The sequence below is a fragment of the Mesorhizobium sp. INR15 genome (assembly GCF_015500075.1).
Taxonomy (GTDB): domain Bacteria; phylum Pseudomonadota; class Alphaproteobacteria; order Rhizobiales; family Rhizobiaceae; genus Mesorhizobium.
Map to the genome: position 1 here is coordinate 3,707,672 of NZ_CP045496.1, position 21,651 is coordinate 3,729,322.

The following is a 21,651-nucleotide window of genomic DNA, read 5'->3' on the forward strand; positions in this document are numbered from 1 at the left end:
ACAGAGTCAGGAAAGGGCAACGGAAGCGACGAGAAGCACTGTGATTTCGGCCAGTTGCTGCAAGGCGCCGATCGTATCCCCGGTCTGGCCGTCGATCTGATTGAGGCAAAGCGCACGGAAGCCGACGAAGACAAGGCCGATCAGGATGGCGGCGCAGACAGCGCCGCCCGGTCCCAGCAGGAGCAGCGACACAGCGCCAATTGCCGCGCCGGCAATCGCGGTCCGTTTTGAGACTGTGCCGGCATCGGCCGAGAGGCCGTCAATGCGAGCTGATGGCAGCAGATGCATGAAAGCGCCGAGCAGGCCGCGCGAGGCGGCATGCGCGGCGACAAGGCCGAACAGCGCCTGCGTCGGCTCGGTGAATTGCGAAATGACACTCCAGCGCAACAGCAGCGACAGGCCGAGTGCGGCGGCGCCATAGGCGCCGATGCGGCTGTCGCGCATGATTTCGAGTTTGCGGCCCCTGTTCTTGCCGCCGCCAAAGCCGTCGGCGACGTCGGAAAGCCCATCCTCATGCAGGCAACCGGTGACGAGCATGGTTGCGGCCAGCGCAAGTGCCGCCGCCGGCGCCATGGCGACGCCAAATCGTTCCGCCGTGGCAAAGACGATCGCGCCGATCAAACCGACCGCAAGGCCAACGACCGGAGCGGCCCAGATCGCCTCGGCAAGGGTTCTGCCGCGAAAATCAAAGATCGGCAGCGGCAACCGGGTGAAGAAGACAAGGCACAGCGCGATGTCGTCGAGCAGCTGGCGCGGGGAAGGGAGGGTGTTCATTCGCCCCTCGCGATGGCGTGGAAGAAGGTGCCGCTGACGTGGCCGCGCCGGTAGCCGGAAGCGCCGATGGGCGTGCCCTGGCCATCGGCGAGATCGGCCAATGGCTCGTCATTGCCGCTTGCTGTCATTTGCGCATAGTGGAATTCGTGGCCACGGATCAGCGCGCCTTGCGAACCCAATGGGCAATCGGCGCGTAGTCGCGCCTCGCGATAGCCGAGGTTCATCTTGCGCCGGGCAAAGCTGGTTGAGTGACCAAGCAGGCCGAGCATCCTGTGCGTCTCGCCGGCTGCATCTTCCAGCGCTTCGCCAAGCACCATGAAGCCCCCGCACTCACCATGGATGGGTTTTTTGGCGGCGAAACGCGCCATGCCTGCTTGGAAATTCCTGGCCGCGGCAAGGCGGCCGGCATGAAGCTCGGGATAGCCGCCCGGCAGCCAGCAGACGTCGCAACTCTCATTAGGTGCTTCATCGGCAAGCGGCGAGAAGGCAACGATGTCCGCGCCAGCCTTGCGCCAATAGGCGGCGACATGCGGATAGAGGAAGGTGAACGCCGCATCCTCGGCCAGCGCGATGCGCTGGCCGGGTGGCGGCAAGGCGTCAGTGAAATCGCCCGCTGCAGGGGTGAGAGGCGTTGCCAGCCGGATGATCGCGTCGAGATCGAGCGATTTTTCGGCCATGTCGGCCAGCCGGTCGAGATGCGCCATCAGGTCATCATATTCGCCGGCCTGGACCAGGCCGAGATGGCGTTCAGGCAGGTTCAAACTGGGATCGCGCAGGATCGCGCCGACCACTGGCAGGCCGATCGCCTCGATGGCGTCGCCCGACAGGCGGCGATGGCGTTCGCTACCGAGCCGGTTGAGCACCACGCCGGCCATGCGCACGTCAGGATCATAGGTGGCAAAGCCCTTGGCAACAGCGGCTGCCGTGGTCGATTGGCCGGAGACGTCGAGCACCAGCAGGACCGGGAGGCCGTAGAGCCGGGCGAGATCGGCGGCTGAGCCTGTTCGGCCGGGTGCTGCCGGTATCCCGTCGAACAGGCCCATGGCGCTTTCGAGGATGACGAAGTCGGTATCGTCGGCGGCTTGCGCGGCCAACGCGTTGAGCAGCGACGGCGGCATCGCCCAGCTGTCGAGATTGACGCCGGAGAGGCCGGTGGCTGCCGTGTGAAAGCCGGGATCGATATAGTCGGGGCCGGACTTGGCGCCGCGCACCTTCAGGCCGCGCCGGGTCAGCGCGCGCAGGATGCCGATGGTGACGCTGGTCTTGCCGGAGCCGGAGCGCGGCGCGCCGATGATGATGGCGCGGGCGGTCATGAATTGCCTGCCAACGCCGCGCGCATGGCGACGATGCCGCCGACGACGATCAGCGCCGGCGACGCCAGCCCTGCCGCCGCTGCTTCTTCGGCAATGGTGGCGAGTGTCGCGACAACGATGCGCTCCTGCGGCGTTGTCGCGGCAACAATCACCGCTGCTGGCGTTGATGGCGCGAGCCCGCCTTCAAGCAGCGAGCCGGCGATCAAGGGCAGATTGGCCATGCCCATGTAGATGACGACCGGTTGCCCGGTGCGGGCGATCGCCGCCCAATCCAAATCATCATCGGTGCCGGCGGCATGACCGGTGGCCAGGATCACCGCCTTGTTGATGCCGCGCATGGTGGCGGGAATGCCGGTGGCGGCCAGCGCACTGAGGCCGGACGTCAGGCCCGGCAGGACGCGGAACGGGATGGTTTCGCGCGCCAGCGCCAGCGCTTCTTCGCCTCCACGGCCAAACATATAGGGATCGCCGCCCTTCAGCCTGACCACACGGCGGCCTTCACGCGCCAGCCGAACCAGCAACGCGGTGATATCGTCCTGCTTCATCGACGGCTTTCCGCCGCGCTTGCCGGCGTAGAACAGCTCGGCATCGGCAGCCACCGCGACGACATCAGGCGAAACCAGCGCATCGTAGACCAAAGCATCGGCCTCGGTCAGCGCCGCCAGCACTTCCAGCGTCAGGCAGCCGGGATCGCCTGGGCCGGCGCCGGCCAGCCAGACATGGCCGGGCTCAAGCGTCTGGGGCTTGAAATTCAGCCGCGCCAGCGCCTGTTCGAGCGCGGTGTTGCCGCTGTTGTTTTTGGCGTTGCCGCTCACAATCCATCCCGTCCGCGAAAACGCCGCTGATAGTGGGCGTCGTAAAGTGAACTCTCGCCGAAATCCTCCGCCGCCAGCGAACGGCCGACAAAGATGATCGCGGTGCGCTCCATCGGATCGGCGGCGAGCAGCGCCTCGATCGTCGCCAGCGTGCCGGTCAGCACGCGCTCATCCGGCCATGAGGCGCGGAAGACGACCGCGACCGGACAATCGCCGCCGTAGCAGGGCGTCAGTTCCGCGACGACACGGTCGATGGCGTGGATGGCAAGATGGATGGCGAGTGTCGCACCGGTGCGGCCGAAGCCGCCCAGCGTTTCACCGGGCGGCATCTTCGAGGCGCGGCCTGAGATGCGGGTCAGCACCAGGCTCTGGGCCACCTCAGGAATGGTCAACTCGCGGCGAAGTGCTGCCGCCGCGGCGGCGAAAGAGGGCACGCCCGGCGTCAGCGTGTAGGGGATGCCATGCTTGTCCAGCCGGCGGATCTGCTCGGCAACGGCGCTCCATACCGACAAGTCGCCGGAATGCAGGCGGGCGACGTCTTGGCCGGCCTTGTGAGCGGCGACATATTCGGCCTCGATCTCGTCGAGCGACATCGGTGCGGTGTCGATGAGTTTCGTTCCCGGTGCGCAGTGCTGCAAAAGCTCAGGCGCGACGATCGAGCCGGCGTGGAGGCACACCGGGCAGCTTGCCAGCAGCCGGCTGCCGCGCAGCGTGATGAGATCGGCGGCGCCCGGACCGGCGCCGATGAAATGGACGGTCATTCGGCATCTCCGCTGATGGCGATGGCGCAGGTGACCGCGCCGAGCACGGTGCGAGGGCCGAGCAGTGTCGCCCCTTTGCCGGCAACGGCGAGAGCGGCCGCTTCGGAAGCCGACGGCGTCCCGGCCAGTGCCTGCGACAGATCGGACTGGCTGAATGTCTCGTCCGAGACCGACTTGAGCGCGGCTTCGTCGGCGACAATGACCGGAAGGTTCAGGGCGCGCCCAGCCGCCAGGATCGCCTCTTCGTCCTGCTTCAGTGTCACCGTGGCGAGGGCAGAAAGCGCTGTCATCGCGAGGCCATGCGCTTCGAGCGTGGTCTCGATCGCGGCAAGTACGTCCTCGACGCTGACGCCTTTGCGGCTGCCGATGCCCGCGACCATCATGGCTTTACCCACGACCATTGCGTAACCGGCATCGCCGGGCGCCACGCCTGCATCGAACCGACCGGGGAGGCGCGGGATATGGCGATGCGGGTGAGGTCGCCGCCGAGCGATGCGTGGCGGGCGAGAAGCAGCACTTCCATCTCAAGCGTCACCGCATTGGCGACCAGCCTGCCACCGGCTGGCAAAGCATTGATGGCAGCGTCGAGCACGCCGTCGTCACTGCCGCCGCCACCGATGAAGATCGCGTTGGGCGGGTCCAGCCCGGCAAGGGCCTCAGGGGCGGATCCTTCGACAATAATCAGGCCCGGAACGCCGCCGGCGGTTGCGTTGCGATGGATGCGGGCAGCGCGCGTTGCATCCGGCTCAATGGCGATCGCACGCATCGACGGGTGGGCCAGCATCCATTCGATGCCGATGGAACCAGAGCCGGCGCCGATATCCCACAACAGTTCGCCGCGCTTTGGCGCCAGCGCCGACAAGGTGACGGCGCGGATTTCGCGCTTGGTGATCTGGCCGTCATGCTCGAACAGATGGTCGGCGATACCTGATGCCAAGGGCAGGACGCGGGCATCGGGCACGGAATCAACTTCGATCGCCACCACATTGAGTGGATTGATGTTTTCGAGGTCGAAGGCATTGGCTTCAGTCGAGCGAAGGTCTTCACTCGGACCGCCCAGTGCTTCCAGAACGGTCAGCCGCGAAGCGCCGAAGCCGGTTTCGCTCAGCAGGCGCGCGATTGCCGCGGGTGCTTGCGCATCGGACGTCAGCGCGAGGATGCGGGTCGAGGGATGCAGCAGCGGCCGGATCAGGTCGAGCGGACGACCATGCAAGGAGATCGCCTCGACATCCTGCAGCGGCCAGCCGAGGCGCGATGCCGCCAACGAGAAGGCCGAGGGCGATGGGATGACATGCATGTCGTCGACCGAAACCTTGCGGGCGAGGGTGGCGCCGACACCATGGAAGAAGGGATCGCCAGAGGCGAGCACGCAGACGCGCCGGCCAGCCAGCGCCAGCACGTCATTCATCTCGGCATCGAAGGGAACCGGCCAGGCACGGGCCTCACCCTTGGCGAAGGCCGCTACAAGGGCGAGGTGACGCTTGCCGCCGAAGATGAATTCAGCGCTGGTGATCAGCTGCTTGGCCTCGTCGCCGAGACCGGCTAAACCGTCTTCGCCGATGCCGATAACCGTCAGCCATTTCGACGTGTGTCTGGCGCTGCGCGGACCCTCAGCAGGCATGATGACCCACCGAATTCTGATCCTTGGCGGAACCACCGAAGCCCGGCAACTGGCGGGTAAGCTTGATGCTCGCGCCGATCTGTCGGTCACGCTCTCGCTGGCCGGCCGCACTGAAAATCCGGTTGCGCAAGGCGTGCCGATCCGCTCGGGCGGTTTTGGCGGCGCGGACGGGCTCGCCGTCTATCTCAAGGAAAACGGCACCGATCTGCTGATAGACGCCACCCATCCCTACGCGGCGCGGATTTCCGCCAACGCGTCGCAAGCGGCGCATCAGGCAGGCGTTGCGATGCTTGCGTTGCGCCGTCCGGGCTGGGAGCCTGTCGAAGGCGATCGCTGGACAGTGGTCGATAGCGTGGCCGATGCGGTTCGGGCTCTCGGAGCAACGGCGCGCCACGCCTTCCTGGCGCTGGGCCGGCAAGAGGTCGCGGCTTTCGAAGCCGCGCCCCAGCACCACTATCTCATCCGCAGTGTCGATCCGGTCGAGCCGAAGCTTAGGGTTGCTGACGCCGAATATCTGTTGGCGCGCGGCCCGTTCCGGGAAGCTGATGAACGCGTTTTGCTCGAACACCGGGGCATCGACGTCGTCGTGTCCAAGAACAGTGGCGGCGAGGCTACTTACGGGAAGATCGCGGTGGCGCGGGCGCTCGGCATCGAGGTGGTCATGGTCCGCAGGCCGACCCTGCCGGACGTTCCCTCGGCTGAAACCATCGAAGCGCTCGCCGCCATGGTCGATCATGTTCTGGAGCCTGAGATCGAACGCGGCGTGTAGACCAGTGACGGCATGTCGCCGCGCCGGATGATCCGGGTTTCCGGCGAGCCGATGATGATGCAGGTGGCCATATCGGCCTTTTGCGCGTCGACATCGGCCAGCAGATAGACCTCGATACGCTCATCCGGCCGGCCTGCGGCGCGGCCGAAAATCACCGGCGTGGTGCCCGGCAGGATGGCGGTCAGGCACTCGAAGGCGCGGCCCAACTGCCACGGCCGAGCCTTGCTGATCGGGTTGTAGAGCGCGATGACGAAACCGGCGCCAGCCGCCGCCAGCAGGCGCAGCTCGATCAACTCCCACGGCTTCAGATTGTCGGACAGCGAGATGGCGCAGAAATCATGGCCGAGCGGCGCGCCGATGCGGGCGGCAACGGCCAGCATCGCGGTGATGCCGGGCACCACAGCGACGTCGACCGCGCGCCATTTGGCCGGGCCGGCCTCGATCGCCTCGCAGACAGCCGCAGCCATCGCGAAGACGCCTGGGTCGCCGCCGGAGACGACGGCGACATCATGGCCTTCGGCGGCCTTCACCAGCGCATCCTTGGAGCGGGCAAGTTCTTCGCGATTGTCCGAGGCAACGCGGGTCTGGTCGGCGCGCAATTCGAGCCGGTCGAGATAGGGCTTGTAGCCGTAGAAGAATTTCGCCTGCTCCACGGCGTGGCTGGCCTCCGGCGTCACCTGATCGGCGTTGCCTGGCCCAAGGCCGATGACGGTGAGACGGCCGCTCATGCTTGTGCTCCCGATGCGCCAGGCCGGCCGGACCAGCCGGCGACCAGCACGATGGCGAAATAGGGCGCCTTGTCGTCCTGCTTGTCGGTTAGCTTCATCGAGACGCTTCCAGCCATGGTGCCGCGTTCGACATAGACGGCGCGCGTCAGTTTGCCGGTGGCCTCAAGCGCCCGCCTGATCTTGGGCAGGTTCCGGCCAACCTTCATGATGACGGCGGCATCGGTGTCGGCAAGCCGGCGCGTCAGTTCGAATTCGCTCATCGTGCCGGGCAGCACCGTCAGCACATCGTCGCCCTGGACGATCGGCAGTCCGGTCTGCGACCAGCAGCCCGACATGGCGGTGACGCCTGGGATAACCTCGGTCGGAAAACGGTGCGCCAGGCGCACATGCAGGTGCATGTAGGAACCGTAAAACAGCGGGTCGCCTTCCGACAGGACGGCAACCATGCGCCCGGCATCGAGATGTTCGGCGACCCTTTCGGCGGACTCTTCGTAGAAGCCGGTGATCTGCGACCGGTAGTCGTCGTGATCCTTGTCGATTTCGGTGGTGACGGGATAGAGCAGCGGCAGTTCCATCATGTCAGGGCGAAAGCGCGCTTCGACGATGGCGCGCGCGTTGCTGTTGTTGCCGCGCTTGGCGAAATAGGCCACGACATCGGCTTCCGCCAGCGCCCGGGCCGCCTTCAGCGTCAACAGTTCGGGATCGCCGGGACCGGTGCCGACGCCGACAAGCCGTCCTTTTGCCAACATGGTCACAGGCCCGGCCTTGCCAGGGCGTTGAGCGCTGCGGCGGTCATGGCACTGCCGCCGAGCCGTCCGCGCACGATGGCGTAGGGCACGCCGTAGGAATTCTCGGCCAGCGCATCCTTCGATTCGGCGGCGCCGACAAAGCCGACCGGCATGCCGATGATGGCCGCCGGCTTCGGCGCGCCGTCGCGCAATTTTTCCAGCAGGTAGAAAAGTGCCGTTGGCGCGTTGCCGATGGCGACCACCGAACCGGCCATGCGCTCGCCCCACAGGTCGATCGCGGCAGCCGAGCGGGTGTTGCCGATTTCCTTGGCGATCTCATGGGTTCGCGGGTCGCGCAACGTGCAGATCACCTCGTTGCCGGCGGGCAGCCGGGCACGGGTAACGCCGTGCGAAACCATTTCCGCATCGCAGAAAATCGGTGCGCCGGCTGAAAGTGCCGCGCGTGCGGTGGCGACAAAATCCGGCGAGAAGACAAAGTGCCTGGTAGCCTCGACCTGGCCGCAAGCATGAATCATGCGGATGGCGACATCGGCCTCGGCCTCGGAAAACCGGGACAGGTCGGCTTCGGCGCGGATGATGGCGAAGGAGCGCTCGTAGATCGCGTTGCCGTCATGGATGTAGTCGTAGGCGGCCATGCTCATTCCTGTCGGTATGTCTCGGTGATGCCGGCCGCGCCAAGTCTTGCCAGGCAGGCGGCGGTGGTTTCACCTGAAAATCGTTCGCGGCGGAGTCTGGCCGCGACGCGGGCAATGCCGCGCGCGGCGTCATAGCCCGGCCTGTAGCTGTCAGGAAGAGCCTTTGCCGTCGCGTTCACGACAAGTCCGGCTCCATTTTCGCCCCCGACCAACGTCAGTGCTGCTTTGCCGGGGTGGGCGCAGCCCTTGGCACAGCCAGAAATGTGCAAGGTGACGGAGGGATCGAGCACGTCGGCGTTTCCCGAGGCGATTGCGTCGGCGATGTCGCGCGTGGCGATCTGGCCCGAGGCGCAGGCCGGTGTACCAGGGCAGGCGGCGATGCGTGTGCGCGGGTCGGCGGGGTCGGTGACGAAGCCGAGGGTGGCGGCAGCGTGCTGAAGGGACTGGTTGGCGGCTGCCGCCTGACCGAGGAAAAGCAGGGCGCGCCCAGGCGCGAGGCGAATTTCGGTTGTGCCGAGGGTGAGGGCGGTTTGGGTGAGGTCGATGAGTTTTTCCGCCGGGATGCTGCCGTAGGGAAGGCCGATGCCCAGGGCGAAGCCGGCTGCGGTCAGGTCGAAAATGCCAATAGGCCGGCGATCCTTCGCGCCCCCCTCTGTCCTGCCGGACATCTCCCCCACAGGTGGGGATATTGGCTTTCCATCGCGGCCTTCGCTAACCGCCAACACTGCTACGTATGCGCCGTCAATGGAGCTGCCGATCTCCCCCCTAGCGGGGGAGATGTCCGGCAGGACAGAGGGGGGCGCGAAGGAATGCCAGCCTGCGAGGGACGCTAGCTGCCTCTCCGACAAATCCCTTGCGTGGGCTTCGCGGCCTTTTTCGGCGACCATTCTCAAAGCAGCGACCGCGATATCGCGGGCGATATCTTCCTCGATCACAACGAGTGGCCTCGCAATCTGTCCATCGCCAGCGACAGACAGCTGCCACTGAATCCCACCCTCCGTCCGCACAGCCTTCAGCCTGACATCAGCCGTTATCGCATCCATCGTCAGCTGCCCGCCGCCATCGACGACCACCGACACCTTCGGCCCCAGCCGCTGCGTCAAACCGGCTTCGTCAACCGCTGCCTGGATTCGCTCGGCCAGCGGGTGCGGGTCGGCGATCTCTTGTGGGTCGATGCCGGCCAGCGGTCCGGTCTCGACTGGTACGCCAATGCGCACCGCGATGCCGAGTGTGTCGACTTCCGTTGCAAGCAGCCGTGCGCTCTCCGAGGTCAGGCCGCGTATCTGCAGGCTGCCGCGCGCGGTGACTTCCATGATGCCGTTCCCATGCCGCAGCGCGGATTCACCGAGTCCGATCAACAGCTTTGGCGGCAATCCTCCAGAAGATCGGCCTCCAGAAGATGGGCCTCCAGCAACCGGATTGAGCCGGACAAGAAGCCCGTCGCCGGTCTGCATCGGCGCCGACAAAGCCGGGCAAGCGCCACGGCGCGAGAAGGCGTTCATGCCGCGACCCCAAGGGCCTGGGCTTCGGCGATCAGTGCGGTAAGGTCGTCATCGATGGAATTGCGCAAGGGGTGCCAGAGGCCCCGCCGGCGCGCCGACAGGAAACGCTCGGCGATAACCTTTGCCGCAGCCGGGTTCTCGCGCAGGATGAAGGCGCGCACCAGGGGATCACCGAGATAGGCGTCGTGCACGGCCTCGATCAGCGCGCCTGAAATCGCATGGGTGGTCTCGGCGAAGCCGACGAGGCGGTCCACCGTCTCGGCGAATTCCGATGCGCCGCGCGGACCATGACGCATCTGGCCGGATATGAAGCGGGCATTGACAGCGCGGGCGCGGACGACGCGCGACACCGCCTCGCCAACCGAACGCGGCTTGGGCTGCTGCGGATCCGTGGTGTCCAGCACAATGACGTCGGCATTCCTGCCGAGCGCCGCCAATGCGGCTGAAAAGCCGCCGATGAAGGCGACATCGGCGGAACCTTCCAGAATGTCGCGGCCGGGGTCGTCGCCGGTGTGAACGAGCAGGTCGGCCTCGGCGATACGGGTTTCGAAAGCGCCCGGCGCGGAAATGCCTTCGCCTTCGGCGCCGCCATAGGCGTGTGAGGTGGCGTCAAGGTAGGCGCGGCCAATCTCTTCGCGCGCGGCCCAGTCGCCGCTGGACAGCAGATCCTCGACGCCCGCGCCGTAGGTGCCGGGCGATGTGCCGAAAATGCGTGGGCTGATCTTGCCGTCCGTTCTTGTGCGGGCGGCGAGCGGATTTTCCGAAGCGTCCTCGTCGCGCGCGGCAACGGCGTTGGCGGCAGCGTCGATCAGCGCGATCTGGGTTGGGAACATGTCGCGGAACAGGCCTGATATGCGCCAGGTGACATCGACGCGCGGGCGGCCAAGGGCGGCAGGCGGCAGCACCTCGATGCCGGTGATGCGCCCGGTCGCGGCATCCCATTGCGGACGGCAGCCCATCAGCGCCAGGCCTTGCGCGATTTCCTCGCCGCCAGTGCGCAGCGACGCCGAGCCCCAGAGATCGATGACCAGTGAACGCGGCCAGTCGCCATGCGACTGCATGTAGGCGCGCACGACTTCCTCTGCCGCGGCTCGGCCCAGATCATAGGCCGTTGGTGTCGGCATGGTGCGTGGGTCTGACGTGAACAGGTTGCGGCCGGTGGGCAGCACATCGGAACGGCCGCGCGCGGGCGCGCCCGCCGGACCGGCCTTGATATGACGGCCGTCAAGTGCCGCGAGCAACGCTGTCTTCTCGGCCTCGGCGCTTTGGCGGCGTATCGTGTCAGGTTCGTCCCCAGGCGAGCGGCCATAGATATGCAGCCCGTCCTTGATGGCGAAATCCTTGAGATCGCAGAGCCAGGCGTCAATGCGGCGCAGGGCTTCGTCCGGTGCATCTGTCTTGGCGACACCGGCTTCGGCTGCGAGGCCGGTCTTTTGCGCGCTCTCGACGATCAGCTTTGCCAGCCGGTCGCGGCGGCGGCGGTCGAGGCCGTCGGCCTGGGCATATTCATCGACCAGGCGCTCCAGCCTGTGCTGTTCTTCATCGAGTCCGGCGCCGGCCAGCGGTGGCGGCAAGTGGCCGAGCGTGACGGCGGCGATGCGCCGCTTGGCCTGTGCCGCCTCACCGGGATTGGAGACGATGAAGGGATAGATGACGGGCAAGGGGCCGGTGACGATCTCGGGGAAGCAGTTCTGCGACAGCGCGACCGTCTTGCCCGGAAGCCACTCCAGCGTGCCATGCGCGCCGACATGGATGAGGGCGTGGACGCCGAGCGATTTCTGGAGCCAGAGGCCAAAGGCGAGCAAGGCATGGCGCGGCGGGAGTGTGGGGTCGTGGTAATCGGCGCGGCGGTCGGCGGAGCGGCCACGATCCGGGGCGAGGGCGACGGTGACGTTGCCGAAGGTGGCGGCGCGAAAGGGGAATCTTGCCGAGGGGGGCGCCTCGCGCAAACCCGTTTCATCTTCCGCCTTTCCCCAAGCCGCCTCTACCGCAGCAAGTGCGTCCGCTGGCAGGGCGGCTGAAAGGTCGAGATAATCATCCAGCCCCAAGCCCTGTTCGCCAAGCTCAAGCAAATCCAGCAGCTCGCGCGGCGATTGCGGAATCCCCTCAATGGCGTAGCCCTGCTCCCTCAAGTCATGCAGCATGGCCAGCACGCTGGAAGGCACGTCGAGGCCGACGGCGTAGCCGGTGCGGCCGGGCGCGCTCGGATAATCGGGGATCAGGATGGCGAGCTTGCGCTCGGCATGTGCCGTCTGTTGCAGCCGGATGAAGGCTTCAACGCGGTTTGCCACTTGCGCGACGCGATCAGGCTCGGGCCGGTTGGCCAGTGCGCGATGGCCAAGCGCTGGATCGATATCGGTTTCGCCCTTGAAGGAAATGGCGCCTGCGAGGATGCGGCCATCCAATTCGGGAAGCACGACATGCATGGCAAGGTCAGCGGGCGCCAGGCCGCGCTGATTGTTTTGCCAGATGTCGCGGCGGGTCGTCGCCACGATGACCTGGAAGACCGGCACGCCGGCGCGGTCAAACAGCGTTTCAATGCCGGGTTCCGCGCCGGAAGCAAACGCGGTCGCTGTGATGATGGCGGCGGGTTTCAGCTTGGCAAGTGCGGTTTCGACAAAGGCGAGGGATGTCGGGTCCTTGAGGCTGGAGACGAAGATGGGGAGCGGGGTCATGCCGCGCTGCCGCAATGCCTCATAAAGCGCATCAATCGGGGCGACATCGGCGGCAAGCAGCATCGAGCGATAGAAGAGAATTGGGATGATGGGCGCGGCGTATCCCTCCCCCTTGAGGGGAGGGTGGCCCGCAGGGCCGGGTGGCGTCGGTGCGGCTGGATGCGGCGCTTCTTGAAGTCGGCGCACTTCACGAGCGACCCCACCCCCGGCCTGCGGCCGGACCCTCCCCTCGAGGGGGAGGGGGACGACGCCACGACCGGGTTCGTAGTAGCCTGCTTTCGGCACCGCGACGGGCTCGGTAATTGCCACATCCGACCCGGCAAGCCCTGCCAGCCGATGCACCAGCGCCGTCATGTTCGCCGGGCCGCCTTCGCGGAAATAGTCGAGCAGGCCGTCGAGTTCCGCGCGCGGCAGCGTCGAGGCTTCGATCAGCCTGAAATCCTCGTCGCGGCATTCACCGGGCAGCAGCGCCAGCTTTATGCCGCGTTCCCTGGCGGTCGAGGCAAGCTGGTCGCAGCCGTAGCGCCACCAATCGTAGCCGCCGAGGATGCGGACTAGGATGACCTTGGCGTGACGGGCGACGCTGTCGATCCAGAGGTCGACGGACATGGGATGGCGCAGGTCGCGCAGCGCCGCCAGCCGCATGGTGGGCAATCGGCTGGCGTCGGCCTTCCACGCTGCCGCCAGTCCGGCGAGATCACTGTCGGTAAAGGACAGCGCCACCACATCCGCCGGCGTCTGCCGCAGATCGACCGGCTCGGCGAGATCGTCGAGCGAGGCGGAGGTGGTGGTGAGGATATGCATCGGGGTCCGTGGTTTGCGTCAGCCGGCGAGTATACGCTCGATGGCCGGCCGGTTCAGCCCCTTCAGGCCAATGACGACAAGGCGCGAGCGGCGGTCGTCCTGGGCCGTCCAGGCGCGGTCGTAGTAATGATTGACGCGCGGTCCGACCGCCTGCAGCAGAAGCCGCATCGGCTTGCCGCCGACTTCGACGAAGCCCTTCACCCGCAGTACGTTTTCCTGTTCGGCGGCGGTGGCGACGCGCTTTGCCAGATCGTCCGGATTGGCGATCGAGGGAATGTCGACGATGAACGTATCGAAGTCGTCGTGCTCGTGGTCGAATGCACCGTCATGATGCGACTTGCGGTTCTCGATGTCGTCCTCGACCGCGAGACCGAGCCCCAGCAGCACGGAAGGATCGACCTTGCCATGCGAGGTCGGCACGATCTTCACGGCACGGGCGGAATGCTCGTTGATGATGGCATTGGCGCGCGCCGAACCGGCCGCGTCCATCAGGTCGCTCTTCGAAAGGATGATCAGGTCGGCGCAGGCGATCTGGTCCTCGAACACTTCCTCGACCGGGTCGTCATGGTCGAGCGTCTCGTCCTGCGCGCGCTGCGCCTGCAAGGCATCCATGTCGTTGGCGACGCGGCCCTCGGCAAGTGCCGGCCCATCGACCACGGCGATCACGCCGTCGACCGTAACGCGGCTCTTCACCGTCGGCCATTGGAAAGCCTGGACCAGCGGCTTGGGCAGTGCCAGGCCGGACGTCTCGATCAGGATATGGTCGACTTTCGGCGTCAGCGCCAGGATCTGGTCGAGCGCCGGCACGAAATCATCGGCGACGGTGCAGCAGATGCAGCCATTGGCCAGTTCGACGATATTTTCCTCAGGGCAGGTGTCGATGCCGCAACCCTTGAGGATTTCGCCATCGATGCCGATGTCGCCGAACTCGTTCACAATGATCGCAATACGCTTGCCGCCAGCGTTTTCCAGGAGATGGCGCACAAGCGTCGTCTTGCCGGCGCCGAGGAAGCCGGTGACAACGGTACAGGGAACACGGGAAACGGAGGCGGTCATGATCAGTCCTTCAGCATGTCGAGGGGAGGGATGCGGGCGACAAGGCCGCGCTTGAGAGAATCAGGCCGGCCGCGCCATGGGATGAGGCCGTCGGAAGAGGTGGCAAAGAGTTTTGCGCCGCTGACGAGATCGGCGCCGCTTGTCTCGGTCAGGTCACCGAAGACATAGCTCCAGCAGCCGTCGCGCAGGATGGCGGCGCTGAGGCGGCGCTTGCAATTGCCGAGGCATTCGACGCTGCGGACGCTGATGCTTTCAGATGCTGCCGCGCGGCGCGTGTCGTCGGCCAGCAATTCGCCGGCGCGGGGATGGGCGTCGGAGCCGGTCTCGTTGCGGCAGGAAGCGCAGACGATGATCGTGACGCCGGCCAAGGCATCATCCTGGCCAGGCAAAATATCCGTTGTTTCAGCCGGAAAACCGCTGTCGCGTTCCAAATCATGCTCCTTGCCCGGAAAACCCGCCGGGCGATCGGATACTTCATGTCGCAGACGGCAGGTCTCCTGGCTCGCGGGTCATCGCCTTCGTGCCGCCTTCCCGGGACCGTCCCAGTGGTTTTCGGCCTTGGCTCTTCGCTTACAGTTGCGGGGACAGCCACGGATTTGAGATTTTTGATCTCGCACCGCATTCCCTCTTAGCCCTTGCCGTTGCGGGCAGGGGACCGTCTGGACTGGATTTAGGCTTTTGCGGGGAGTTGTGTCAACGCACGGCTACGACATGGCGATGTCGGCCAGCGCCGGGCCCAAATCGCCGGCAGGCGTCACTTCCATGCGCTCAAGGCCAAGCCATCCCTGCATCTGCTTCAACTCCTCGAAGAGCTCGGCGGCAGTCTCGGCGGGCGCGCAGGGCTCGGCGTAGGCGGCATGGACGCGCAGAACGCTGTTTGGCCGGTCGGCCTTGAGATCGACGCGGGCGACAATCCGGTCGCCAAGCAGGAACGGCAGAACATAATAGCCGTACTGGCGTTTTTCGGCGGGTGTGTAGATTTCGATGCGATAGCGGAAGTCGAACAGCTTTTCCGCGCGTGTCCGCTCGAACACCACCGGATCGAACGGCGCCAGCAAGGCGCGCGCCTCGATTTTTCGAGGCAGGCGGGCGTCCTTGTGAAGGTAAGCCGGCTTATCCCAGCCCTCGACGCGCACCGGCAGCAGTTCGCCGGTCTCGACCAGTTCCTCGATACGGCCCTTCATATCGGCCGGCGACAGGCGGAAATAATCGCGCAGGTCGCTGGCTGTCGCCACGCCGTGGGCGCGGGCCGATATATTGAGCAGCTCGCGGTGCGCGTCCTTGGCGGAGGGCACCGGCAGGTCGATGATCGCTTGTGGCAGCACGCGCTCGGGCAGATCGTAGAAGCGTTCGAAGCCGCGACGCGATGCCGTGGTGATCCGGCCCGCCCAGAACAGCCATTCGAAGGCGTGCTTGGCGTGGCTCCAGCCCCACCAGCCGCCGGAGCCTTTCTGGCCTTCGAGCGCTGAAGCTGCGATCGGGCCGCGGTCGACGACGGCGCGATAGATCTCTTCGACATAGGCCGCGTGTTCACGTCCCCATTTGGCGAGGCCCAGATACATTTCTTCGCCACGCTCGGCCCGCTCCATGCGCCAGCGCATCAGCGGATAGGTTTCGACCGGCAGGAAGGACGCCTCATGAGCCCAGTACTCGAAGACCGTGCGCTTGCGTGTGACGGCAGCATTGTCGAGCAGGGTGAGCGGGTAGGGGCCAAGGCGTGAATAGAGCGGCATATAATGAGCGCGTACCACGGCGCTGACGGAATCGATCTGCAGCAGCCCTGTGCGGGAGAGCACGCGGGCAAAGTGGCGGCGATCAGGAGTGGCGCTCGGCCGGGGATCGAGAAAGCCCTGAGCGGCAAGCGCGATGCGCCGGGCCATCGGCAGTGAGATCTTTTCCTTCATGCAAGCATCACTCTGGGGCAGTTGACCGGGGTCTGGGTGGCTGATTCCAGGCCATGCTAGCAGGGTTTTGGCGGCAACCATGTCAGGAGAGAAAAGTGGAGTAAAAAGTGAAAGAAATCAAACAGGAGCGGATCAGACCAGTTTCCCCCGGAATGCCGTCCAGCACCGCATTTTGAACAAGGTTTGACTTGCTTCGCCGAAAGCGCTGCGCTAACCCTCGCCGCGTTGCAGCATAGGCCCCCTAAAACGGTTCAGCGGTTAAACTGTCACGCTTCCGCATTAGGGTCCGGTGCTGTAATCAAAGTGGATTGGCGCCAACGGAAAGCCGCAGCATGAACGCACTTCTAAGTTCGTACCTGCCCATCGTCCTGTTCATCGGCGTGGCGCTGGTAGTCGGCCTGGCGCTGCTGGCCGCACCCTTCCTGGTGGCCTACCGCAATCCCGATCCTGAAAAGCTTTCCGCTTACGAGTGCGGTTTCAACTCGTTCGACGACGCCCGCATGAAATTCGACATCCGCTTCTACCTGGTATCGATCCTGTTCATCATCTTCGATCTGGAAGTAGCCTTCCTGTTTCCGTGGGCAGTGTCGTTCTCGAAAATCGGCATGCTCGGCTTCTGGTCGATGATGGTGTTTTTGGCGGTGCTGACCATCGGCTTTGCCTATGAATGGAAAAAAGGAGCGCTGGAATGGGATTGAACGACAGTTCCGGCACACTCGTCGCGCCGAAGCCCAAGGGTATCATTGACCCCAACACCGGCAGGCCGGTGGGGTCCGACGATCCGTTCTTCCTCGAAATCAACAATGAGCTGGCTGACAAGGGCTTTCTCGTCACATCGACCGAGGCGCTGGTCACCTGGGCGCGCAGCGGCTCGCTGATGTTCATGACCTTTGGCCTGGCATGCTGCGCCGTCGAGATGATCCACACCTCGATGCCGCGCTATGACTCGGAGCGGTTTGGTGTCGCGCCGCGCGCGTCACCACGCCAGTCCGACATCATGATTGTCGCCGGCACGCTGACCAACAAGATGGCGCCGGCACTGCGCAAGGTCTACGACCAGATGCCCGAGCCACGCTACGTCATCTCGATGGGCTCCTGCGCCAATGGCGGCGGCTACTATCACTATTCCTATTCGGTGGTGCGCGGCTGCGATCGCATCGTGCCGGTCGATATCTATGTGCCCGGCTGTCCGCCGAGCGCTGAAGCGCTGCTCTATGGCATTCTTCTGCTGCAGAAGAAAATCCGCCGTACCGGCACGATCGAGCGGTGAGCGGCATGCCTCAATCCCTGAGCGAACTATCGGCCTACCTAAGTGAAAAGCTGACCGGTCGCGTCAGCGACGCGGCGATCGCCTATGGCGAGCTTACCGTCCATGTCGAACCGGGCGACCTGGTCGAGGTGATGACCTTTCTGCGCGACGATGCGCAGTGCCAGTTCATCTCGATCATCGATGTCTGCGGCGCCGATTATCCGTCTCGGGCCAAGCGTTTCGATGTTGTCTATCACCTGCTGTCGCCGAAGCAGAATGTCCGCATCCGCGTCAAGGTGAAGGCCGACGAGGAGACGATGGTGCCGTCGGTTACCGGCGTGTTCCCCGGCGCCGACTGGTTCGAGCGCGAAACCTACGATCTCTACGGCGTGCTGTTCTCCGGGCACCCCGATCTGCGCCGCCTTTTGACCGATTACGGTTTTGACGGCCATCCGCTGCGCAAGGATTTCCCGCTGACCGGTTTCGTCGAGGTGCGCTACGACGACGAGGCCAAGCGCGTCGTCTACGAGCCCGTGGAATTGAAGCAGGAATTCCGCAATTTCGACTTTTTGTCCCCGTGGGAGGGCACGGATTACGTGCTGCCGGGCGACGAAAAAGCCAAGACGAATTGAGGCGCCACCATGGCTGAAACCTCCGTCCGCAATTTCAACATCAATTTCGGACCGCAGCATCCTGCGGCCCACGGCGTTTTGCGCCTTGTGCTGGAACTGGATGGCGAAGTCGTTGATCGGGTCGATCCGCATATCGGGCTGCTGCATCGCGGCACGGAAAAGCTGATCGAGGCGAAAACCTATTTGCAGGCAGTGCCTTATCTCGATCGGCTCGACTATTGCGCGCCGATGAACCAGGAACATGCCTTCGCGATCGCCGTCGAACGTCTGCTCGGCATCGAGGTGCCGAAGCGCGGCCAGCTGATCCGTGTGCTCTACTGCGAAATCGGCCGCATCATGTCGCACATTCTCAATGTGACGACACAGGCGATGGACGTGGGCGCGCTGACGCCGCCGCTGTGGGGCTTCGTCGAACGCGAAAAGCTCATGGTGTTCTATGAGCGCGCCTCGGGTTCGCGCATGCACGCTGCCTATTTCCGGCCGGGCGGCGTCCACCAAGACCTGCCACGGCAGCTCGTCGAGGACATCGGCAAATGGATCGACCCATTCCTGAAGTCCATCGACGACCTTGACAAGCTGCTCACCGGCAACCGCATCTTCAAGCAGCGCAACGTCGACATCGGCATCGTCTCGCTGGAAGACGCCTGGGCCTGGGGTTTTTCCGGGGTCATGGTGCGCGGCTCGGGTGCGCCCTGGGACCTGCGCAAGTCGCAACCCTATGAATGCTATTCGGAAATGGATTTCGACATTCCGATCGGCAAGAACGGCGACTGCTACGACCGCTACCTCGTGCGTATGGAAGAAATGCGCCAGTCGGCCAGGATCATGCGCCAGTGCATCGACCTTCTGCTCGGCAAGGAAAGCACCGGTCCGGTGTCGAACCTTGATGGCAAGGTGGTGCCACCGAAACGCCAGGCGATGAAGCGCTCGATGGAAGCGCTGATCCATCACTTCAAGCTCTACACCGAGGGCTATCGCGTGCCGGCAGGCGAGGTCTATGCGGCCGTCGAAGCGCCGAAGGGCGAGTTCGGCGTCTATCTGGTCTCTGATGGTTCCAACAAACCCTACCGCTGCAAGCTGCGTGCACCTGGCTTCGCGCATCTGCAAGCCATGGATTTCCTCTGCCGTGGCCACATGCTGGCCGACGTCACCGCCGTCCTCGGCTCCCTCGACATCGTGTTTGGTGAGGTCGATCGCTAAATGTCAGTCCGCCGTCTCGCAGAAGCAAGCGTCCAGCCAGCATCCTTCGCCTTCAACAGGGCGAATGCGGCTGCGGCGAAGCAATGGATCAAGAAATACCCCAAGGGCCGCGAACAGTCGGCGATCATTCCGCTGCTGATGCTGGCGCAGGACCAGGAGGGCTGGGTCACCAAGGCGGCGATCGAGACGATCTCCGACATGCTCGACATGCCCTATATCAGAGGCCTGGAAGTCGCGACCTTCTACACCCAGTACCAGCTCAATCCGGTCGGTACCCGCGCGCATATCCAGGTTTGCGGCACCACCCCTTGCATGTTGCGCGGCTCGGAAGCGCTGATGGATGTGTGCCGATCGAAGATCCATCACGACCAGTTCCACACCAACGACAAGGGTACGCTGTCGTGGGAAGAGGTCGAGTGCCTTGGCGCCTGCGTCAACGCGCCGATGGTCATGATCTTCAAGGATACGTTTGAAGACCTGACACCCGAACGGCTGGCCGAGATCATCGACCTCTATGGCGACGGCAAGGGCGCTTCGGTGACGCCCGGCCCGCAGAACGGCCGCACCACATCCGAGCCGGTCGGCGGCCTGACGACGCTTAAGAGCGAAAAGGCAATCCTGAAGACGACCCGCGACAAGGAAGCCAAGGCGGCGACCAAAGCCGCTCAGGCGGCGGCCCCTGCAGTCGCTTCCGTGCCATCTGCTCCGCCTGCAGCTGCGCCGGCCGCGCCGGCACCTGTCATGGCCGCGCCAGCAGCGAAGGCCTCCCCGGCACCGGTTGCAGAGGCGGCACCAGCGAAAGCTGTTGCCAAGTCCGAAGCCAAGCCAGCCAAACCGTCGCTTGAAGACAAGAACCGCCCGGCCGGCATCGACAAGCCGGCACTGGTCGACGATCTCAAGCTGATTTCGGGCGTCGGCCCGAAGATCGAGGGCACGCTGCATTCGCTTGGCATCTTCACCTTCGCGCAGGTCGCATCGTGGAAGAAGGCCGAGCGCGAGTGGGTGGACGGCTATCTGTCCTTCCACGGCCGCATCGACCGCGACGATTGGGTCAAGCAGGCCAAGGCGCTCGCCAAGGGCGGTGTCGCCGAATATATCCGCGTCTTCGGCAAGAAGCCGGTCTGAGGATCAGAAAAATGCTTCAGGACAAAGACCGTATCTTCAACAACATCTACGGCCGCTTCGACAAGTCGCTGGCTGGCGCCATGTCGCGCGGCGCCTGGGACAACACGCCCGGCATCATCGCCAAGGGCCGTGAGTGGATCGTCAACGAGATGAAGGCCAGCGGTCTGCGCGGGCGCGGCGGCGCCGGCTTCCCGACCGGCCTGAAATGGTCGTTCATGCCCAAGCAGAGCGACGGCCGGCCGAGCTACCTCGTCATCAACGCCGACGAATCCGAGCCAGGCACGTGCAAGGACCGCGACATCCTGCGCCACGACCCGCACACGCTGGTCGAGGGCGCGCTGATCGCCGGTTTCGCCATGGGCGCGATCGCGGCCTACATCTATGTGCGCGGCGAGTTCATCCGCGAGCGCGAGGCGCTGCAGCGCGCCATCGACGAATGCTACGAAGCCAAGCTGATCGGCAAGAACAACACGTCCGGCTATGATTTCGAAATCTACATGCATCACGGCGCCGGCGCCTATATCTGCGGCGAGGAGACGGCGCTGCTCGAAAGCCTGGAAGGCAAGAAGGGCCAGCCGCGCCTGAAGCCGCCATTCCCGGCCAATGTCGGTCTTTATGGCTGCCCGACCACGGTCAACAATGTCGAGTCGATCGCGGTTGCGCCGACGATCCTGCGCCGGGGTGCGGCTTGGTTCTCGTCCTTTGGCCGGCCAAACAATGTTGGCACCAAGCTGTTTTGCATCTCGGGCCACGTCAACAACCCGTGCACCGTCGAAGAGGCGATGTCGATCCCGTTCCGCGAACTGATCGAGACGCATTGCGGCGGCATTCGTGGCGGCTGGGACAATCTGCTGGCGGTTATTCCGGGCGGCGCTTCGGTGCCTCTGGTGCCGGCCGAACAGATCATCGACGCGCCGATGGATTTTGACGCGCTGCGCGACCTGAAGTCGGGCCTCGGTACGGCGGCTGTCATCGTCATGGACAAGTCGACCGATATCGTGAAGGCGATCGCGCGGCTTTCCTACTTCTACAAGCACGAGAGCTGCGGCCAGTGCACGCCGTGCCGCGAAGGCACCGGCTGGATGTGGCGGGTGATGGAGCGTCTGGTGCGCGGCGAAGCGCAGAAGCGCGAGATCGACATGCTGCTCGACGTCACCAAGCAGATCGAAGGCCACACGATCTGCGCGCTGGGCGACGCCGCGGCATGGCCGATCCAGGGCCTGATGCGGCATTTCCGCGGCGAGGTGGAACGGCGCATCGACGAGTTTTCGCGCAATGCGCATCGAGCCGAGCCAGTGATGGTGGCGGCGGAATAGAACAGACATACGGGCGAAAGCCC

The 21,651-nt window shown here is 64.9% G+C and carries 21 protein-coding genes and 1 riboswitch; of the genes, 7 read left to right on the forward strand and 14 right to left on the reverse strand.

The genetic code is table 11. The features are described 5' to 3' along the window. Window positions 1-6: 6 nt before the first annotated feature. Genes GA829_RS18090 through cbiE form a run of 6 tightly spaced genes read right to left on the reverse strand, consistent with a single transcriptional unit; the run spans window position 7 to window position 5,284 of the window. Window positions 7-774 carry an adenosylcobinamide-GDP ribazoletransferase gene (locus tag GA829_RS18090; protein ID WP_195174067.1) on the reverse strand — a complete coding sequence of 256 codons (768 nt, stop codon included), beginning with the start codon at window positions 772-774 and terminating at the stop codon, window positions 7-9. After that, a complete protein-coding gene (locus tag GA829_RS18095) occupies window positions 771-2,087 on the reverse strand; it encodes a cobyrinate a,c-diamide synthase (RefSeq protein ID WP_195174068.1) in 1,317 nt (438 codons plus the stop codon). Before GA829_RS18095 ends, GA829_RS18090 begins: the two co-directional genes overlap by 4 nt. Further along, on the reverse strand, window positions 2,084-2,902 hold the full coding sequence (cobA, locus tag GA829_RS18100) for a uroporphyrinogen-III C-methyltransferase (RefSeq protein WP_195174069.1): 819 nt from the start codon (window positions 2,900-2,902) through the stop codon (window positions 2,084-2,086). Before cobA ends, GA829_RS18095 begins: the two co-directional genes overlap by 4 nt. Beyond that, a complete protein-coding gene (gene cobM / locus GA829_RS18105) occupies window positions 2,899-3,663 on the reverse strand; it encodes a precorrin-4 C(11)-methyltransferase (RefSeq protein WP_195174070.1) in 765 nt (254 codons plus the stop codon). Before cobM ends, cobA begins: the two co-directional genes overlap by 4 nt. Beyond that, a complete protein-coding gene (locus GA829_RS18110; RefSeq protein WP_195174071.1) occupies window positions 3,660-4,046 on the reverse strand; it encodes a cobalamin biosynthesis protein in 387 nt (128 codons plus the stop codon). Before GA829_RS18110 ends, cobM begins: the two co-directional genes overlap by 4 nt. Further along, window positions 4,043-5,284: a precorrin-6y C5,15-methyltransferase (decarboxylating) subunit CbiE gene (cbiE, locus tag GA829_RS18115; RefSeq protein WP_195174072.1), complete on the reverse strand. Its 1,242-nt coding sequence runs from the start codon at window positions 5,282-5,284 to the stop codon at window positions 4,043-4,045. The genes GA829_RS18110 and cbiE overlap by 4 nt, the downstream gene beginning before the upstream one ends. 1 nt (window position 5,285) lies before the next feature. Here cbiE and GA829_RS18120 point away from each other — a divergent pair, with 1 nt between their 5' ends. After that, the gene (locus tag GA829_RS18120) at window positions 5,286-6,053 is read left to right on the forward strand and encodes a cobalt-precorrin-6A reductase (protein WP_195174073.1); all 768 of its coding nucleotides are present in this window, start codon (window positions 5,286-5,288) and stop codon (window positions 6,051-6,053) included. On the opposite strand, the gene GA829_RS18125 is transcribed toward GA829_RS18120, so the two are convergent. The 8 genes from GA829_RS18125 to GA829_RS18160 all read right to left on the reverse strand — a co-directional run bounded on the left by GA829_RS18125 (window position 6,017) and on the right by GA829_RS18160 (window position 16,106). Beyond that, window positions 6,017-6,781 (reverse strand): precorrin-3B C(17)-methyltransferase, encoded by a 765-nt coding sequence (locus tag GA829_RS18125; RefSeq protein WP_195174074.1) that lies wholly within the window; start codon window positions 6,779-6,781, stop codon window positions 6,017-6,019. The genes GA829_RS18120 and GA829_RS18125 overlap by 37 nt on opposite strands. Beyond that, window positions 6,778-7,530, reverse strand: a complete 753-nt coding sequence (locus tag GA829_RS18130; RefSeq protein ID WP_195174075.1) for a precorrin-2 C(20)-methyltransferase — start codon at window positions 7,528-7,530, stop codon at window positions 6,778-6,780. Before GA829_RS18130 ends, GA829_RS18125 begins: the two co-directional genes overlap by 4 nt. 2 nt (window positions 7,531-7,532) lie before the next feature. After that, window positions 7,533-8,165, reverse strand: a complete 633-nt coding sequence (locus GA829_RS18135) for a precorrin-8X methylmutase (RefSeq protein WP_195174076.1) — start codon at window positions 8,163-8,165, stop codon at window positions 7,533-7,535. A 2-nt stretch (window positions 8,166-8,167) separates the two neighbouring features. After that, entirely contained in the window at window positions 8,168-9,667 is a 1,500-nt protein-coding gene (gene cobG / locus GA829_RS18140; RefSeq protein WP_195174077.1) for a precorrin-3B synthase, read from the reverse strand. After that, entirely contained in the window at window positions 9,664-13,146 is a 3,483-nt protein-coding gene (gene cobN, locus GA829_RS18145; protein ID WP_195174078.1) for a cobaltochelatase subunit CobN, read from the reverse strand. Before cobN ends, cobG begins: the two co-directional genes overlap by 4 nt. Before the next feature lie 18 nt (window positions 13,147-13,164). Then, window positions 13,165-14,202 (reverse strand): cobalamin biosynthesis protein CobW, encoded by a 1,038-nt coding sequence (gene cobW / locus GA829_RS18150; protein WP_195174079.1) that lies wholly within the window; start codon window positions 14,200-14,202, stop codon window positions 13,165-13,167. Between the two features lie 2 nt (window positions 14,203-14,204). Next, window positions 14,205-14,633 carry a DUF1636 family protein gene (locus tag GA829_RS18155; protein ID WP_195174080.1) on the reverse strand — a complete coding sequence of 143 codons (429 nt, stop codon included), beginning with the start codon at window positions 14,631-14,633 and terminating at the stop codon, window positions 14,205-14,207. Between the two features lie 39 nt (window positions 14,634-14,672). Then, window positions 14,673-14,877: riboswitch (cobalamin riboswitch) on the reverse strand. A gap of 29 nt (window positions 14,878-14,906) precedes the next feature. Further along, entirely contained in the window at window positions 14,907-16,106 is a 1,200-nt protein-coding gene (locus GA829_RS18160; protein WP_195174081.1) for a winged helix-turn-helix domain-containing protein, read from the reverse strand. A 332-nt stretch (window positions 16,107-16,438) separates the two neighbouring features. Here GA829_RS18160 and GA829_RS18165 point away from each other — a divergent pair, with 332 nt between their 5' ends. The 6 genes from GA829_RS18165 to nuoF are packed head-to-tail and all read left to right on the forward strand — an operon-like array spanning window position 16,439 to window position 21,628. Continuing rightward, window positions 16,439-16,804 (forward strand): NADH-quinone oxidoreductase subunit A, encoded by a 366-nt coding sequence (locus tag GA829_RS18165; protein WP_010910112.1) that lies wholly within the window; start codon window positions 16,439-16,441, stop codon window positions 16,802-16,804. Further along, window positions 16,795-17,376, forward strand: a complete 582-nt coding sequence (locus GA829_RS18170) for a NuoB/complex I 20 kDa subunit family protein (RefSeq protein WP_195174082.1) — start codon at window positions 16,795-16,797, stop codon at window positions 17,374-17,376. The genes GA829_RS18165 and GA829_RS18170 overlap by 10 nt, the downstream gene beginning before the upstream one ends. Window positions 17,377-17,381: 5 nt before the next feature. Beyond that, entirely contained in the window at window positions 17,382-17,987 is a 606-nt protein-coding gene (locus tag GA829_RS18175) for an NADH-quinone oxidoreductase subunit C (protein WP_195174083.1), read from the forward strand. 9 nt (window positions 17,988-17,996) lie between these two features. Further along, on the forward strand, window positions 17,997-19,187 hold the full coding sequence (locus GA829_RS18180) for an NADH-quinone oxidoreductase subunit D (protein WP_195174084.1): 1,191 nt from the start codon (window positions 17,997-17,999) through the stop codon (window positions 19,185-19,187). Then, the gene (locus tag GA829_RS18185) at window positions 19,188-20,312 is read left to right on the forward strand and encodes an NADH-quinone oxidoreductase subunit E (RefSeq protein WP_195174085.1); all 1,125 of its coding nucleotides are present in this window, start codon (window positions 19,188-19,190) and stop codon (window positions 20,310-20,312) included. It abuts the gene before it with no gap. A gap of 11 nt (window positions 20,313-20,323) precedes the next feature. Further along, window positions 20,324-21,628: an NADH-quinone oxidoreductase subunit NuoF gene (gene nuoF / locus GA829_RS18190; RefSeq protein WP_195174086.1), complete on the forward strand. Its 1,305-nt coding sequence runs from the start codon at window positions 20,324-20,326 to the stop codon at window positions 21,626-21,628. Window positions 21,629-21,651 lie beyond the last annotated feature (23 nt).

Bases quoted from the DNA above. Each gene is read 5' to 3' on its own strand.
- GA829_RS18090 (WP_195174067.1), bottom strand. From the start codon at position 774: ATGAACACCCTCCCTTCCCCGCGCCAGCTGCTCGACGACATCGCGCTG.
- GA829_RS18095 (WP_195174068.1), bottom strand. From the start codon at position 2,087: ATGACCGCCCGCGCCATCATCATCGGCGCGCCGCGCTCCGGCTCCGGC.
- cobM (WP_195174070.1), bottom strand. From the start codon at position 3,663: ATGACCGTCCATTTCATCGGCGCCGGTCCGGGCGCCGCCGATCTCATC.
- GA829_RS18110 (WP_195174071.1), bottom strand. From the start codon at position 4,046: ATGATGGTCGCGGGCATCGGCAGCCGCAAAGGCGTCAGCGTCGAGGAC.
- cbiE (WP_195174072.1), bottom strand. From the start codon at position 5,284: ATGCCTGCTGAGGGTCCGCGCAGCGCCAGACACACGTCGAAATGGCTG.
- GA829_RS18120 (WP_195174073.1), top strand. From the start codon at position 5,286: ATGACCCACCGAATTCTGATCCTTGGCGGAACCACCGAAGCCCGGCAA.
- GA829_RS18125 (WP_195174074.1), bottom strand. From the start codon at position 6,781: ATGAGCGGCCGTCTCACCGTCATCGGCCTTGGGCCAGGCAACGCCGAT.
- GA829_RS18130 (WP_195174075.1), bottom strand. From the start codon at position 7,530: ATGTTGGCAAAAGGACGGCTTGTCGGCGTCGGCACCGGTCCCGGCGAT.
- GA829_RS18135 (WP_195174076.1), bottom strand. From the start codon at position 8,165: ATGGCCGCCTACGACTACATCCATGACGGCAACGCGATCTACGAGCGC.
- cobG (WP_195174077.1), bottom strand. From the start codon at position 9,667: ATGAACGCCTTCTCGCGCCGTGGCGCTTGCCCGGCTTTGTCGGCGCCG.
- cobN (WP_195174078.1), bottom strand. From the start codon at position 13,146: ATGCATATCCTCACCACCACCTCCGCCTCGCTCGACGATCTCGCCGAG.
- cobW (WP_195174079.1), bottom strand. From the start codon at position 14,202: ATGACCGCCTCCGTTTCCCGTGTTCCCTGTACCGTTGTCACCGGCTTC.
- GA829_RS18160 (WP_195174081.1), bottom strand. From the start codon at position 16,106: ATGAAGGAAAAGATCTCACTGCCGATGGCCCGGCGCATCGCGCTTGCC.
- GA829_RS18165 (WP_010910112.1), top strand. From the start codon at position 16,439: ATGAACGCACTTCTAAGTTCGTACCTGCCCATCGTCCTGTTCATCGGC.
- GA829_RS18170 (WP_195174082.1), top strand. From the start codon at position 16,795: ATGGGATTGAACGACAGTTCCGGCACACTCGTCGCGCCGAAGCCCAAG.
- GA829_RS18175 (WP_195174083.1), top strand. From the start codon at position 17,382: ATGCCTCAATCCCTGAGCGAACTATCGGCCTACCTAAGTGAAAAGCTG.
- GA829_RS18180 (WP_195174084.1), top strand. From the start codon at position 17,997: ATGGCTGAAACCTCCGTCCGCAATTTCAACATCAATTTCGGACCGCAG.
- GA829_RS18185 (WP_195174085.1), top strand. From the start codon at position 19,188: ATGTCAGTCCGCCGTCTCGCAGAAGCAAGCGTCCAGCCAGCATCCTTC.
- nuoF (WP_195174086.1), top strand. From the start codon at position 20,324: ATGCTTCAGGACAAAGACCGTATCTTCAACAACATCTACGGCCGCTTC.